General features: G+C 63.5%; 13 protein-coding genes. 5 read left to right on the forward strand and 8 right to left on the reverse strand.

The window, feature by feature from the left end; genetic code table 11:
- The first annotated feature begins 43 nt into the window (after positions 1 to 43).
- The gene (locus NKH06_RS03435; RefSeq protein WP_352892225.1) at positions 44 to 637 is read left to right on the forward strand and encodes a DUF6456 domain-containing protein; all 594 of its coding nucleotides are present in this window, start codon (positions 44 to 46) and stop codon (positions 635 to 637) included.
- Positions 638 to 736: 99 nt separating this feature from the next.
- Positions 737 to 1,672: an HNH endonuclease gene (locus NKH06_RS03440; protein WP_023813295.1), complete on the forward strand. Its 936-nt coding sequence runs from the start codon at positions 737 to 739 to the stop codon at positions 1,670 to 1,672.
- A gap of 72 nt (positions 1,673 to 1,744) precedes the next feature.
- On the opposite strand, the gene NKH06_RS03445 is transcribed toward NKH06_RS03440, so the two are convergent.
- The 3 genes from NKH06_RS03445 to NKH06_RS03455 all read right to left on the reverse strand — a co-directional run bounded on the left by NKH06_RS03445 (position 1,745) and on the right by NKH06_RS03455 (position 5,229).
- Positions 1,745 to 3,769 carry an acyltransferase family protein gene (locus NKH06_RS03445; protein ID WP_352441852.1) on the reverse strand — a complete coding sequence of 675 codons (2,025 nt, stop codon included), beginning with the start codon at positions 3,767 to 3,769 and terminating at the stop codon, positions 1,745 to 1,747.
- Positions 3,770 to 4,013: 244 nt separating this feature from the next.
- Positions 4,014 to 4,319: a hypothetical protein gene (locus NKH06_RS03450; RefSeq protein ID WP_023813297.1), complete on the reverse strand. Its 306-nt coding sequence runs from the start codon at positions 4,317 to 4,319 to the stop codon at positions 4,014 to 4,016.
- A 163-nt stretch (positions 4,320 to 4,482) separates the two neighbouring features.
- A complete protein-coding gene (locus NKH06_RS03455) occupies positions 4,483 to 5,229 on the reverse strand; it encodes a helix-turn-helix domain-containing protein (protein ID WP_352441850.1) in 747 nt (248 codons plus the stop codon).
- A gap of 229 nt (positions 5,230 to 5,458) precedes the next feature.
- Here NKH06_RS03455 and NKH06_RS03460 point away from each other — a divergent pair, with 229 nt between their 5' ends.
- Positions 5,459 to 5,743 carry a hypothetical protein gene (locus NKH06_RS03460; RefSeq protein ID WP_081734951.1) on the forward strand — a complete coding sequence of 95 codons (285 nt, stop codon included), beginning with the start codon at positions 5,459 to 5,461 and terminating at the stop codon, positions 5,741 to 5,743.
- Here NKH06_RS03460 and NKH06_RS03465 read toward each other — a convergent pair whose 3' ends face one another.
- Positions 5,744 to 6,469 carry a Crp/Fnr family transcriptional regulator gene (locus tag NKH06_RS03465; protein ID WP_031213618.1) on the reverse strand — a complete coding sequence of 242 codons (726 nt, stop codon included), beginning with the start codon at positions 6,467 to 6,469 and terminating at the stop codon, positions 5,744 to 5,746.
- A 655-nt stretch (positions 6,470 to 7,124) separates the two neighbouring features.
- Between NKH06_RS03465 and NKH06_RS03470 the strand changes: the two genes are divergently transcribed.
- Complete coding sequence (locus tag NKH06_RS03470; RefSeq protein ID WP_023813302.1) at positions 7,125 to 7,334, forward strand: hypothetical protein; 210 nt, start codon at positions 7,125 to 7,127, stop codon at positions 7,332 to 7,334.
- Positions 7,335 to 7,409: 75 nt separating this feature from the next.
- On the opposite strand, the gene NKH06_RS03475 is transcribed toward NKH06_RS03470, so the two are convergent.
- The 4 genes from NKH06_RS03475 to NKH06_RS03490 all read right to left on the reverse strand — a co-directional run bounded on the left by NKH06_RS03475 (position 7,410) and on the right by NKH06_RS03490 (position 11,894).
- Complete coding sequence (locus NKH06_RS03475; protein ID WP_081734952.1) at positions 7,410 to 7,520, reverse strand: hypothetical protein; 111 nt, start codon at positions 7,518 to 7,520, stop codon at positions 7,410 to 7,412.
- A 109-nt stretch (positions 7,521 to 7,629) separates the two neighbouring features.
- Positions 7,630 to 8,661, reverse strand: a complete 1,032-nt coding sequence (locus NKH06_RS03480) for a hydroxyacid dehydrogenase (RefSeq protein ID WP_352441849.1) — start codon at positions 8,659 to 8,661, stop codon at positions 7,630 to 7,632.
- A gap of 428 nt (positions 8,662 to 9,089) precedes the next feature.
- The gene (locus NKH06_RS03485) at positions 9,090 to 10,280 is read right to left on the reverse strand and encodes an FAD-dependent oxidoreductase (protein WP_352441848.1); all 1,191 of its coding nucleotides are present in this window, start codon (positions 10,278 to 10,280) and stop codon (positions 9,090 to 9,092) included.
- Between the two features lie 117 nt (positions 10,281 to 10,397).
- On the reverse strand, positions 10,398 to 11,894 hold the full coding sequence (locus NKH06_RS03490) for a glucosamine inositolphosphorylceramide transferase family protein (protein ID WP_352441858.1): 1,497 nt from the start codon (positions 11,892 to 11,894) through the stop codon (positions 10,398 to 10,400).
- 240 nt (positions 11,895 to 12,134) lie between these two features.
- Here NKH06_RS03490 and NKH06_RS03495 point away from each other — a divergent pair, with 240 nt between their 5' ends.
- Positions 12,135 to 14,234, forward strand: coding sequence for a GumC family protein (locus NKH06_RS03495; protein ID WP_352441847.1), 2,100 nt, complete (start codon positions 12,135 to 12,137; stop codon positions 14,232 to 14,234).
- Position 14,235: the final 1 nt, after the last annotated feature.

The raw sequence follows: 14,235 nt of genomic DNA on the forward strand, positions 1-14,235 counted from the left end.
GCTTTGCCGTCCTCCATCATCCCAAGCCAACCAGGAGCCTTCCATGAGCAAAAAGACCAAACCCGCAAAACCGCAGGCGCCGAAATTGCCGAAGGGCGAGGCCGAGCAGGTGCGCATACGCCGCGAGATCGGCCATGATTTCGCGCTCAGGGATGACGCCTTCGGCCGCAAGCGGCTGGCGGCGGGAACGCTGGAGGCTGCCCGTGTCTACGAGGTGTCGAATGACGGCTACGCCGCCACCGGCGGCATCGTGCGGGTGCGCGCCATCGATGCGCTTATCGGCATCACCTCGCTGTCGCGCCAGCAGCGCGAGGCAGGCCTGCGCTACCGCGAGGATTTCCGCTGCAGCCAGCAGGCTGATGTCAAGCCGATGCGCTGGAGCGAGCGCGTCGACGGCGGCCGCGACGGCGGCGGCATCGCCGACAGCGTTCTCGACGCCGGCAGGGCCTATGCCGCCGCCACAAGAGCGCTAGGCCATTGGGAGGTGGCCGCCGTGGTGCGACAAGTCTGCTGCGCTGACGGTTCCCTCAAGCGCCTGTCCGAGCAGACCGGCGAGGGCCGGAATGTGGTGACAAAGCTGCTGAAGGTGGGGCTGGATCTGCTGGCGGTGCATTACGGGATGATGATGAGGAGGTGAGGTGGTGAGGTGGTGAGATGGTGAGATGGTGCAACGGATGGCTCGCACGATGCGTAAAACATCGCTAGCCTAGGCGTTTGCATTCCCAGGAATAGAATCGTGAAAGCCGTTTTCGATGTGAAGCCGGGTTCTGGCTACGACGATGACATCACCCGCCGCTATCAATTCCCCGCTCGCAGCAATTATCTGGACGCTGCCCGGAACGCCATTGGCGACTGGGTGCTGTTTCGCGAACCGCAGCGCAATGGCGGCCGTCGTGCGTATATCGCCTATGCGCGTGTAACAGATGTCTTGCCGGATCCTGACCGATCCGACCGTTACTATGCCCATGTGACGGACTATCTCGAATTTCCTACACCGGTGCCTTTCGTTAAGGATGGCCGCTACGCGGAGGCGCTGTTGCGCGAGGTTCTCGACCCCAGCCACGTCGGCCAAGCCGTGCAGGGCAAGTCGATGCGCCCGATCCTGAGTGAGGATTTCGACAACATCGTGCTGGCTGGTTTGAATGAGACACTTGACCCTGCCAACGCCAGAAGGCTCAGCCCCGACATGCTGCCGCTGGATGTTCCATGGCCGATCCAGCCTGGTTTTGCCGGACAGCCCGGTTTTGCCGAGACGGTCGATCGTCGGGTCGAACAGATCTTGCTGAACCGCAAAATCCGCGACGCCACCTTCCGGTTGGAAGTCTGCCGTGCTTATGAGGATAAATGCGCAGTCACCGGCTTGCGCATTATCAATGGTGGCGGCAGGGCCGAGGTTCAGGCCGCTCATATCAAACCTGTCGCGGTCGGCGGGCCGGATGTTGTCCGGAACGGCATCGCGCTATCGGCCACCGTGCATTGGCTGTTCGATCGGCATCTGATTTCGATAGACGAAAACCATCGACTGCTGGTCGCGCACAACCGGGTGCCGAGCGAATTGAGAAATCTCTTCCGTCCGGAATCCCAGGGTTTGCATTGGCCCAAGGATGCGCGGTTGATGCCACATCCGGCGTTTCTGGCTCATCATCGCGAGCTGTTCGCGGGGGCGCATTGATTTGCCGCGCCGCGCCGCCCCTCATCCGCCTGCCGGCACCTTCTCCTCGTATAGACGGGGAGAAGGGAACCTCTAAAACAAGGCCCTCTCCAATGGCCCCGCCAGTGTCTCGGCAAAGCCCGTCGCCAGATGGTGCCTGTCACGAAACGCCAGCTTGCCTGATATGACGACGTGGCAGGTGGTCGGGCCGCAGAATTGGTTGGTGAGGTCGATGTAGCGGGTGTCGGGTACGCTGGTCACCACGGCGCGCTCGGCGGCGGCGGTGCTGTCGTTGGCGGCGTCCGCCCTTGGCGTATCGCAGTGCGGCGAGGGGGCTTCGCGCCACCACAGGGTGCGCGCCACGCAGGAGCCGGCGAAGCTGGCGTTAATCGGCGTGTCGCGGATAACAGCCGTCTCGACACCGGCCCGGCTGAAGGCCTGCAAGGTCGAGCGCAGGCCGGCCTGCCAGCGCGCTACTTCGGCGGTGCGTTCGGCGGCGGGCAGGTCGCGGGTCAGATTGCCGATGGAAAATTCGGAGATCACCACCAGGCGCGGCTTGCGGCGGATGATCTCTGATATGGCCTGCTCGCGCCAGGCGTCGCATTCGGTGTAGTCGCGCTTCAGCACCGTGTTGAAGGTGGAGAGCCGCGAGGCGCGGCACGATGATTTAAGATAGGTGATGACCTTTGTGTCGTTGCGCTTGGCCGCCTCGATCAGCGGCGTCGACCACTGGTCGGCGTGCGAATCGCCGAACAGCACGATGGTGCGGGTGGCATCGGCCGGGCCGAACATGCAGGGTTTCGGCGTCACCGTTTGGAAGTCGGCCAGGCAGTTCTTGTCGACGGCCCGCGCGATGGAAGGTCTTTCGACCGCCTGCTCGATGCCGCGCTGCTCGGGGCCGATATTGCGCGTGGCCAGATGCGCGTTGGCATAGGCGACCGCCACGCCGGTGCCGGTCAGCATCAGAGCGGGAACCAGCACAAGGCCGGGAAAAGCGCGAAGCGGTTTTGCGTCTGGAATGACCCTGGGAAAGGCGCGGGCGCCCACCGCCATCCAGGCGCCGCGCCGCGCCGGGTCTTCGATCAAATGATAGGTGAGCACCGACAGCGCGAGCGCCAGCACGCCACAGCCAAGGCGCTGCGGCACGGAAAGGTCCGGCGCCAGCATCCCGGCATAGACGATGACCGGCCAATGCCAGAGATAGAGCGAATAGGAGAGCGTGCCGATCCATCGCAAGGGAGGCAGGGACAAAGCGGTAGCCGGGCCAAGGGCTTGCCAGCCGGTCCGTCTATTGGTCTGCGGCCCGCCAACGCCGCTCAGCAGCACCAGAACGGTGCCCGCCACCGGCAGCAACGCGTACCAGCCGGGGAAGGGCAGGTCTTCGCTCAACAGGAGATAGGCGGTCGCGATCAGCGCCAGGCCGAGCCAGCCAAGTGCTGCCCGCAGCCAGATGCGGTGCTGCAGCAAAGCCATGGGGACCAGCGTCGCAAGGCCGCCGGCGGCGAACTCCCAGGCGCGCAGCGGCGAAAAATAGAAGGCCCAGGCCGGCGCCGCGCTGGTCAGCCACTGGCAGGCGGCGAAGGAGGCAAGGCCGGCAACGCCGATCACGGCTGCGGCCGTTCGCCGGCCCGGCCGCAGCCAGGCGGCCAGCAGAAGCAGCGCCGGCCAGGCCAGATAGAACTGCTCCTCCACCGACAACGACCAGAAGTGGATGAAGGGATTGCTGGTGGCGTCGGCGGCGAAATAGTCGAACGACCAGCGCAGCAGCCAGAGATTGATGGCATAGGCGGAGGCGAACATGGCGCCGCGCGAATAGAGCGCCTGCTCCTGCGGCGCCAGGATGAAGTAGCCGGCGGCCAGCGTAACCAGGATGACGAACAAAGCTGCCGGCAGAAGCCGCCGCGCGCGCCTGGCATAGAAGCGCCAAAGGTCGAGCCGGCCGGTCTCGCCGATCTCCTGCATGAGGTGGGTTGTTATCAGCCAGCCCGAGATGACGAAGAAGATGTCGACGCCGGCAAAGCCGCCGGGGAGCGCGGTGAGGCCGAAATGGTAGGCGACGACACCGCCGACAGCGAGCGCGCGCAATCCTTGTATGTCCGACCGGAACGATGCTGCCACGACGGCTCCTTCGTGCAAGGCCCAGCCCCTGCGCAACGTCGGCCGGGCAGGCCGATATCGCAATGCAACAATTTTATCGCAGTGCAACATAAAACAATTTTGTCGCAGTGCAACATAGCAGGAATGGAAATGGGCCGGCGCGCCGGCCGGGCTTGATCGTTGCGTGGCGGGCTTGGCCGCGCGCCCTGCGGCAGACGCAAAACAGCCCCGCGAAGGGGCTGTTTCTCATCGGTTCGCTGGATTGCTACTTGCTGCCGCCGTTCGCTTTCACGCTGCTGCAGAATTCCGGATGGCTGTTGGCCGCAGTGGCGTCCTTCGCCTCGTCCTCGCAGGCCTTCATCATCGCGGTCTGGTCGTCCGGCGTAAGGGCCTTCCAAGCTTTAACGAAGTCGTCGTTGCTGACCATCGTCTTCATGCCGCTATCGGTGTAGAAGGGCTGCATCTTGGCCGGATCGTCGAGAGCCGACGTGCCGGTGTCGCCTGCCGCAAGCGCGGAGCCGGCAACCATCGAGAGCGTCATCGCGCCGAAACAGATCATCTTGATGTTCATGGTGTACTCCTCCTGTTGCTTGGGATCGTCGAAGCAACGATCAGTTGGAAAACGACAGGTTTGGGTGAAAGTTCCGGCATTTTTTGCGCAAAAATCCCGAAACGAAGAAAAATATAGTCGAAAAACTTGAAACTTTCCCCGATTTTTCCCGTAGAAAGCGAGTTTAGCGGGTCTCGCGTGCAAGACTGACCACCAGCCGATCGACGCTGGGGTCGTCGAGACTGACGATATGGGCCATCAGCATCGCTCGCCTCATGCTGATCCTGGTGACGTCCTGCCGCATGATGACCGACACAAAGGCCGGCCCCGATCCGGTGAGGACGATCGCCCTGCCGACCAGAACTGGTTCGGAGATGGGCGCCCACTGTACGGTCATGATCGAGGGCTCGCTTGTCTGGCGGCGGTCGATGCCTGTGAAATAGATCCAGTTCAGGCGCGAGATCGCCACGCCGTAATGGTTGCCGGGCATTCTCGAACCACCCTGGCCATCGCCCGGAGCCCAGCGCGTTACCCGCCTGAAGGTGACGAGATCGGCCTCACGCCGCACGAAGGTGACCGAGCGCATCAAAAAATCGGGCCGGCCGGGGATCGAAAAATAGGTGAAATAGGTGCCTCCGGCGATGGCGGGCGACGGCGGCCGCACCATGTTCTCGTACAGTGCCTCGCGCAACGTTGCATTGCTGTCGCCCTTGGCTGCCGCGGCGGCCGGCTCACGATACAACTCATCCTCGTCGATCTTGAAATAGTCGCAGATCAGCCTGGCGGTGGCTTTGTTGGGAACCGCCTTGCCTTGCAGATAGCGCTCGAACTGGGTGCGGTTGATGCCAAGCTCACGGCACACCGCGCTGACGGAAGCGTGGCGTTGGACCAGCCGCCTGAGATTGGCGGCGAGATTCTCGCGGATTGGCACGACATCTCCCCGACAGACGTACGGACCAGTATTCAAGCGATAGCTTATATACACTTGCATGACGTAGCGAGGGTGCGAAGATGGACCTTTGTCCAATAGGGCGAGGATCCCGTGGCGCGTAGACTGTACGATTTTGACAGTCCGGCTATGCAAGCCCCGCAAATGGGCGTATTTCGGTGGCAAGAGCGACCTCAGATCGGCCTCTCGACATCCTGCAATGGAGGGCGGTTTGGATCATACCGGCCTGGTCGAGCTTCTGGACTACACACAAGCGCAATTGACGAAGATCCGCCAGGCGGTCGCGGCAAGCGAGCACGCCGGTGCCATGTTCACCATCGACTGCCTTGTCGGAGCGGCGGCCGAGCAGACGAAGTGCAAGCTTGCAAGTCTGGAGCATGCCGGCTTGCCGGTCGGCAGGGATGGGCCGATTGGCCGAGGCGCATTTGAAGGCGGTGCGGCGCCGCCCGGCAAAGCGACATCGGGCAAGCCGGATGCCGGCGGCGACCGCTCCTGATCAGGGCGCGCCGATCTCGCCGATCAGCCTTGCATATTCGGCCTCGGCTTCGCCGTAACTGCCATTGGCAAGTTCCAGCAGCCCGGCGCGGTCACGAATGACGATCTCGCCCCGACGCGAGCGGATCAGCGCGCGGCCTTCGAGCAATTGAAGGGCAACGGTGACGCCTGGCCGCCTGACACCAAGCATGATGGCCAGGAATTCGTGCGTGATGGCGAGATGTTCGCCCGGCACGCGGTCGTCGCACATGAGCAGCCATCGCGCCAGCCGCTCCTCGAGCTTCAGCCGCGCGTTGACGAGCGCGGTGCAGCCGGCCTGGGTTTGTAGCGCGTTGATGAAGCGCAGCAGGAACATGCGCATGGTCGCACTTGCCGCCAATGCTGCCTTGAATGCGCCGGCTTCGATGCGGATCGCCTCGCCTTCGAGTTGTACATAACAGGCATGCGGCGCACGGTCGTCGCCCATCACCAGGGAGTATCCCGTCATGCCTTCGAAGCCGATGAAGCCCACTTCGGCCTCTTGGCCGCTCGCCGTGCTGGCGACCACCGAACCGATGCCCTGTTCGATGAAGTAGACGGCCTCGATCGGAATATTCGGGGTCACAAGCATCATGCGTAGCGGCAAGTCGCAGCGCTGCATGTGCGGCTCGAGCAACGCCAGATCATCCGCAGGCATGCGTCGCAGCAGTTGGTTTCGGTATTGATGATTTTTGTTGGGATCAGACATGGCGTGGCCCAATGCAGGGCAAGAGCCATCCAATCTCCCAGCCGTCCGTGCCCGTAAAAACGTGCGGACGATCGCCTATGTATAGGGGCGCAGAACGAATAAAGCTATGAATGCGATGTGAAATTCGAAGCACGGCGCCCCCCAACGCCCGTTCGCATATGAAAAGATCGGCCTGAATGTTAGTGTCGGAAACGTACCAAGCGCCACTTGGTACAAAACCGACATATATCTTGAGAGCGTCGGATCACGGTGAGGGCCAATAAAATCCGCCGGCTAATGACAAAGCGCCATGTCGCGCTGGGCCTGAGAACCGTTCGGCAGACCGGCGGGAGAATTGTACGATACTTACTGTGATGAGGCCGATGTTGACTCTTGCTCAGTCCGATTTCATTTTTTGACCGACAGCGTCAAGGAAGTGGTCGCTGCTCCGAAAGGGGCTTCTTATGCCGAGCCTTCATAAGCGCAATCCCGGTTTCCATCCTTCCGATCTGCAGCTGTGCCAGCGCGTCTTCGATCGGGTCTGCCTGGAGCGCAAACTTGACCGCGTGTCGGGGGAGTCGGACGTACAGCGGCTGGCAGCCACAGTGTTTTCGCTGTTTCAGAATGGCTGCCGCAATGAAGGCGAGTTGCTCGAAAGTTTCAGGCGGACCCGCCAATGACCAAGGCCAGGATCACGTCCGCGACACCGGCAGCCAAAAACGAACCTTACGACGCTGCGATCTTCGCCCGGAAATACGGCATGTCGCGGAAGGCCGCGGAGGTCGTGCTGTCCGCGAACGGACCGTCCAGAACGGCTTGTGACGCTGCCGCGCGCTCTTTTATGGAAGCGGTTGCCCGCAGAGCGAAGAGCAGCCATGAACACTGAAGTTGCGAGCGACTGTCGTTTCGCCGCCGACCCGCAGGCGCGTCCAATGCTGCCTTTATTGGACGCCGCGAGGCGTTAGCCTGTCGGCCCTGTCGGACCTGTCACTCCTGAAGCGGCTTGCTGCGCCGTCACGGCAGAGAGTTTCTGCCGTTTGAGCAGCATCGGTTTTTCATAGATCTTCTTCATGTTCATGGCTTCCCTGCACAAAATTCGATTGCGGGAGCGTCGTCGCCGGCCGCGCTCTTGTCAAGCCGACCTTGTCGAGGGTCGGCCGACCGGGACGAAAATCCACGCTTCAATTCCTGTCGGCCGGCTTGGAACGCATGCGCGAAACCGTCTCGCGCTCGGCGCGCTTGGAGCGCAGCGGCGGCAGGCCGCGGTCGATCAGGTCCATGTCCTCCAGCACCATATCGCCCATGCGCTTGAAGGCGATGTCGAGCGCGCCGGCACGGTGAGCCGAGCGCAGGAAGCCGGGCAGGGTGCGCACCGGATGGTCCCGCGCCAGCGGTTCTTCGGGGAAAACGTCGCTGGCGGCGACGATGTGGCCGCTCTTCACCGCCGCCATCAGCGCCGGGAAGTCGACCACGCCGGCGCGGCTGAGCAGGATGAAGGCGGCGCCCTTGCGCATGCCGGCAAAGGCCTCGGCACCGAGAAAACCCTGGTTCTCGCTGGTCACCGACGCAACGACGAAGATGAAGTCGCTGGTCGACAGCACCTCGTCGAGAGAGGCCGGTTCGACGCCATTGTCGATGAGGATCGATGGCGGCAGCCAGGGATCGAAGACTTTGGTGCGGGTGCGGAAACCCGACAGCAGCCGGTTGAGCGCCCGGCCGAGATCGCCGAAGCCGATGATGCCGACATCGGCGCCGGACAAGAGCCGCGCCGTGTGGTTGCCGTCGCCGCCCCACAGTTCCTGTCCCTGGCGGAAGGCGAGATCGGCATCGACGATGTCGCGGGCGAGGTTGAGCGCCATGGCAAGGCCAAGCTCCGCGACCGGCTCGGCGAACACCAGGCCGGTGGTGACGACATGGATGCCGCGCGCGAACAAGGTCTCGTAGGGCATGTTGTTGATGAGGTTGGTCTCGACATTGAAGACGCAGCGCAGCGCCTTCATCCGGTCGAGCGTTTCGGGCGATATGGGCGGCTGGCCGATGATATAGCGCGCCTCGGCCAGCACGTCGGCCGGCAGTTTCGCGACGCCGTCAGCGGTCGTCTCGACAATGCGATATTGCGCCTTGAGCCGCCCCAGCTGCCGGGCTGTGAAGATCAGGTCGAGCGTGCGTGGTTCCGGCGCACTGATAACCAGCGGCAAGGCGCTGTTGGACATGACTATTCCCTCTGTTCCCGATGGCCAAAATACCTTGGATGAAACGATTTACAACATCGCGCGGGGAGGCAAGGAGAGCGCGATTGGCGCTGGGATGAGGTGCCCTGTCGGAGCCGATATGTGCCGCAATGCAACAGTGAAGAATCGTTTGACTACGATGGCGCGGAAACGACGTAAGGACCAGTAATGACACAATTGACACGGGGCAGGGAATTGGTTCTGCTGGCACCGTACTAATTTGGAGGGCACTTTACAGTGAAGAAATACGAGAAACCAACATTGCAGAAGCGCGACAGGCTTTCGGGCGTCACGGCCCAGACTGCCCCATCGACACCTCCGCCGATCCTCAGTGATTGATTGGCGCCTGATGCATTCGCCTGACAAGGGCAATCAATAGCAGCAATCGATAGGGCGCGACTGGTCGCGCCCTATCGCATATTGGCCACGGGCGCCCGCCGCTGTCCCAGATGCCGGACCTTGCGGCCGATGATCATCAGCTGGCGCGCGGTGTTGTTGCGCAGGCGCCTTGCGCGCCATTCCAGTCCGGTGCCGGCGGTGATCGACTTGGCATAGTAACTCACCCGCATGCCATCCTCATCGGCAGCCACCTTGACCGGGTCGTCATAGAAAGCGTTGATCTTGTCAGCCGCCATGCCTGGTGTTTCGAGCCATCGTGGAATGTGAACCGAATGGAGTTGATCGACATCGGTCATCACGCGCCCGATGCCGACGCCCGGCGTCGGACACGTCGTGCAGAAGGCATCGCCGATGAAGATGACCCCGTCGCGGCGATGGCCTTGCGTGGTGCTCAGGCTGATCTGCCTGACCTCGACAGGACTTGCGACTTCGAAGTTGCCACATCGCGCTGCTATTTCGGGCATCAGCTCGCAGAGCATCTTTTGCGGCTCCTGGCGAAAGGCCCGCGTCCACGCTTCGGCCACATTGCGATAGAGGAACATGTTCGCCCGCATCTTGTCGCCGAGGGGAAAGATGCTGATGTAGGCGATACGGTCGGCAGCCCGCCTGCTGTAGCAGGTGACGGACTGATGACCGAAATCGCGCGGCGAGATGGCGAGGTCGAATCCCATCGACAGTGAATGCGCCTTCGATTGCTCAATACGCTCGACCCCGACGGCGCGCCGCACCGCCTCGCCGTGGCCGGTTGCCACCACCAGCAGGCGGGCATCGATGACGGCGCCGTCGGCCAGCACAAGCCGCTGCCGGTCCGGTCCAGTCGAGACTTCGGTTACCTTGCCGACCGTCAGCGGCACTTGCGCAGGCAAGGCATCGCGCAGGCCATTGATCAGCGCGCCGTAGGAGAATGTGAATTCAGCCTTCTTCTCATGCGCGAAAAACTGGCCGAGGCGAAAGACATGCGTGTCGGTCGTCGAGGTGACGAGACGCTTGAGTGTTGCATCGAGGCCGAGCTTTTCGAACAGCAGCATCTGATCCATGCCGATCTTCTCGGCCCGGAACTCCTCGTGGTGGACGCGGTGCGGGTCGATCAGCGCCACCTTGCGCCCGGCTTTTCCCAACAGCATGGCTAAGGTGGTCCCAGCCATTCCGGCACCGACGATCGCCACATCGACTTCGGCCGGGCAGGCCTCTGAGATACTCATTCTGCTGCCCTTTCTGGTGGCAACTGCACGTTCACAATCTCCGGTAGAAAATATCTTCCGGACCTGAATCAACCGCAAGCAACCGGAGCGCGTGCCTGGTAGTAACCAATGTTTAGGTTAATCGCGGGCCCGCTGCTTCCAGCGCGGTGCGATCGCCGAGCCATCGATGAACTCAAAGCCGCCAGCCTCGTTGAGCGTGTGAAGTTTACGCCCACTCCATAGCGCACCTGGATGCAAGATGGTTTCAACGACCTGCTCCATGCCGATCAAATCAAGGTGAGAAATGCGTGCGATGCCAAGCGCCGCGCCATAGCTCCTGCGGCAGTCCTGAACCGGGCGCAGCAGGTCGTTGCCGCGCCTGACCATGCGGCCGGCCGGCCGCGCCGAGGCGATGTCGATCAGCACGGGATTTTTGGGGTGCGGCGTCCAGGGGCCGCGAAAATCCGGCGCCGACCACAGATGCAGCGTGTCGGAGAAGGCGCCGCCGCCGTCGCGGACGGTGGCGAACAGCCACCAGGCGCCGCCATGCTCGACAAGCGTGGCGTCGCTGGCGACGACACCGGACAGAAGCGTCGCCTCCTTGACCCATCCGCCGGGAAAGGCGGTGGCCCGGTAGAGATCGACCGTGCCGTTGGCGCAGCTTTCCGGCACCATCCAGACCTCGCCGTCGCGCTCGAAGACGAAGGGGTAGGAGAGATGGTAGGGCAGATCCAGCACCGGTTCAGGTCGTCCGAGCGGGCCTGCCGGGCCGAAGGGCACGGCGGAGATGATGGCCTTGCCGAGCCGGTGAATATAGTCCTCGACGAACAGGGTCAGCTGGCCCTGGTAGAGGATGGGAAACGGATCGGCGTAGAAGCGGCTGCCATCGTCCGGCAGCTCTTGCCATCCCGACGCCGGATGCGCACGCAGGTCGAAAAGATCGCGGCCCCCGGTTTGCCGCCAGCCGACCTTCCAATGCGGCGCGTTGTAGCAAAGGTGATAGATCTTCTGGACGATCCGCCGCGCCAGCGTCTTGCCGGCTCTGACCCCAAGCTTGCCGGCCGAGGGCATTGGCGGCGGGCTGCCTGCCTGCGCCGGCTCTGGCAGATCGGGCACCGACTTTGCCGCGCCTGACATGGCAGCGACGATCAGGCTTGCTGTGCGCGCCAGCATATCCTGGAAGGACGCCAGCGCGATGCCGCCATATTCTGTGCCCAGACGCCCGGCGGCGATCGCAACGCCGTTCTCATCGATGCGGGCAAGCGGCGTGCGGCCGGCGAGGATCAGGGCCAGCAAGGCCGCTTCCCCGCTGGCGCCGTCATAGGTGACGCGCCAGACCCGTGTGCTTTCCAGCCTGACATCGCCGCAGAGATCGACGACCAGGTCAGGCGAAGCGGGGGACCGCCGATAGGGCGCGAGCGCCGAAAGCGGCACACGCTTGGCCAGTCCATCATGGGCCAGTCCGTGTATCGCCGTTTCGAGTTGAAACAGGGCCGCGGCGCTGCGCGGAATGCCGCCGCCCGCCGGCCTGACATCGACGGACAGTTCGACGTCGCCGAGCGCGGCAAGGCGCTCCAGCAGCGTGAGATGAAAGGCGCGGACGCAGTCGCCGTCCAGGCGTAGGCTTATCCGCATGTCGGAGACCCGAAAAGGCGGCATCCGGCCTTGCCGGTCCGGTCAAATTGTAGCCCCATCCGCATACATCTCCGCTCGCTGCGCACTCAGCACCTCGGTATGTATATTTTTAAGCAAACCGCGTGCCAAAATTCACATGACTTCTCAACATAATTAACAATCTTTTAACAGTTGGAGGCATAGCTAGGTTAGCGCCGCAAACTGATCTTGCCGGCATATGGAGTATTGTCGGAGGCAGCCATGCAATCATCCCTGCCCATGGTTCCTCAGCAACACTCTCCGGATGCGGCACGCGCGGGATCATACGCAGCTTCGACTGTCGAACTGGGCGACCTGAAGCGCATCCTGGTGCGCCGCCGGTTCTGGATCTTCGGCACTGTCGCACTGCTGACGCTGGTCGCCCTGCTCTACGGTCTTTTCACGCCCGCGCTCTACAGCTCGGCGGCGGAAATCCTCATCGATCCGCAGGACCTGCAGGTGGTCACCAACGACGTCAATCCCAGCCGTATCTCACCCGATGGCGGCATCACGCAGGTCGAGAGCCAGGTCAGCGTGGTCCAGTCGACAGGCGTGCTGATGCGGGCGATCGCGGCGACAAACCTGACGCAGGATCCGGAATTCAACGGGCAGGGCTTGCTGTCGCGCCTACTCGGTTCGGCATCGGCCGAAGGCGACAGGTCGGTGCAGACACTCGACGCGCTGCGCCGGCGCCTGGCGGTCAAGCGGGCCGACAAGGTCCTGGTCCTGGACGTTATCGTCACCGCCAAGAGCGCCGACAAGGCCGCCCTCCTGGCCAACGCCATCGCGCAGGCCTACCTGGTCGATCAGGCGAGCGCGCGTGCGAAAATGGCCAGGGACGCCTCCGAGTCGATCACCGCCCGGCTGGACGAGCAGCGCAAACGCGTCCAGCAGGCCGAGAATGCCGTCGAGGCCTACAAGTCCGCCAACAACATGGTGATGGCGGCAGGCAACCTGGTCAGCGACCAGGAACTGACCGAGATCAATACGCAGCTTGCGGCGGCGCAGAGCCGCACCGCGGCGCTGAAGGCGCAGGTCGACCAGATGCGCCGCCAGAGCGGCACGGCGGACGCGACCTCGGAAGCAATGCGCTCGGCGGTGATCTCGAGCCTGCGGGCGCAAGAGGCGACGCTGGTCGACCAGGTCTCGCAGCTCGGCACGGAGTTGGGGCCGCGTCATCCCTCGCTGATCGCAGCCCAGCAGCAGCTGCGCGACACGCGCCAGCTGATCGCGCGCGAACTCGGCCGCATCGCCACCGCCACCGAGACCGACTACGAACGGGCGCTGGCCAACCAGCAGGCGCTGGAAGCCAAGGTGGCGGGCATGAAGAGCAAATCGCTCGACACCGACCAGGCCTCGGTGCGGCTGCGCGAATTGCAGCGCGATCTCGAGGCGCTGCGTTCCGTCTACTCGAACTATCTCCAGCGTGCCCAGGAGACGCGCGAGCAGATCAATGTCGACAGCACCAATGCGCGCATCATCTCCAACGCCATGCCCGCCTTGAAGAAGAGCTGGCCGCCTTTGCCGTTGCTGTTGCTGGGCGCGATATTCGGCGGCCTCGGGCTCGGCACCGGTCTGGCGTTGATCGCCGAATATTCCTCGCCGACGGTGCTTTCCAGCGCCCAGATGCAGTCGGCCATCGACGCGCCGGTGCTGGGCGTGGTGCCGGCAAAGTCGGGCACTGGCCGGCGCTGGTGGCCTTTCGGCGGGGCGCGCGCCGTCGCCTCCAGCCAGAAGACCGACGCCGTCGTCGGCCTTGCACTGAGGCGCATGTTCAGTTCGGGCCAGCGTCCGGCGGACTGGCCGCTGGTGCCTTCCATCCTGGTGACATCGCCGCCGGGCGAGGGCGCGCAGCGCAGCCGGGTGGCGCGGCTGCTGGCCGATGCCGCGGCATCCAGGGGCAGCCGTGTGCTGTTCATCGATGCCAATGCCGGCGGCGACCAGAAGGATCCGCAGCCGGGAGTCCTCGATGTGCTGCGCGGCGAGTACGCCTTCGAGGCCGTCAGCCATTACGCAGCCGGCAGCAACGTTGCCGTGCTGGGCAGGGGCCGCTCAAAGGCGGTCTTCCAGGAAGCGCATGGCATCTATTTTGCGCAGCAGATGCTGGCGCGGGCCAGCCGGAGCTTCGAACTCGTCGTCATCGACGGCGGCGCGCTGGCCGACAATCTCAATGCCTCGCCGCTGGTCGCCATGGCCGACGAGATCGTGCTCGTCGCCACGCTGAACGCCACCCCGATGCGCGACGTCACGACGACCGCGCAGGCGGTTTCCGTCATGGGGCGGTTGCCAACGGCCGCCTTGCTGGTCGACGAGGCCGCCTGAT

The organism is Mesorhizobium sp. M1342, assembly GCF_040317955.1.
Taxonomy (GTDB): Bacteria; Pseudomonadota; Alphaproteobacteria; order Rhizobiales; family Rhizobiaceae; genus Mesorhizobium.

Excerpts from the sequence above, each read along its gene's own strand:
- NKH06_RS03435 (WP_352892225.1), top strand. The coding sequence starts at position 44 with ATGAGCAAAAAGACCAAACCCGCAAAACCGCAGGCGCCGAAATTGCCG.
- NKH06_RS03450 (WP_023813297.1), bottom strand. The coding sequence starts at position 4,319 with ATGAACATCAAGATGATCTGTTTCGGCGCGATGACGCTCTCGATGGTT.
- NKH06_RS03465 (WP_031213618.1), bottom strand. The coding sequence starts at position 6,469 with ATGTCTGATCCCAACAAAAATCATCAATACCGAAACCAACTGCTGCGA.
- NKH06_RS03470 (WP_023813302.1), top strand. The coding sequence starts at position 7,125 with ATGACCAAGGCCAGGATCACGTCCGCGACACCGGCAGCCAAAAACGAA.
- NKH06_RS03475 (WP_081734952.1), bottom strand. The coding sequence starts at position 7,520 with ATGAAGAAGATCTATGAAAAACCGATGCTGCTCAAACGGCAGAAACTC.
- NKH06_RS03480 (WP_352441849.1), bottom strand. The coding sequence starts at position 8,661 with ATGTCCAACAGCGCCTTGCCGCTGGTTATCAGTGCGCCGGAACCACGC.
- NKH06_RS03485 (WP_352441848.1), bottom strand. The coding sequence starts at position 10,280 with ATGAGTATCTCAGAGGCCTGCCCGGCCGAAGTCGATGTGGCGATCGTC.
- NKH06_RS03490 (WP_352441858.1), bottom strand. The coding sequence starts at position 11,894 with ATGCGGATAAGCCTACGCCTGGACGGCGACTGCGTCCGCGCCTTTCAT.
- NKH06_RS03495 (WP_352441847.1), top strand. The coding sequence starts at position 12,135 with ATGCAATCATCCCTGCCCATGGTTCCTCAGCAACACTCTCCGGATGCG.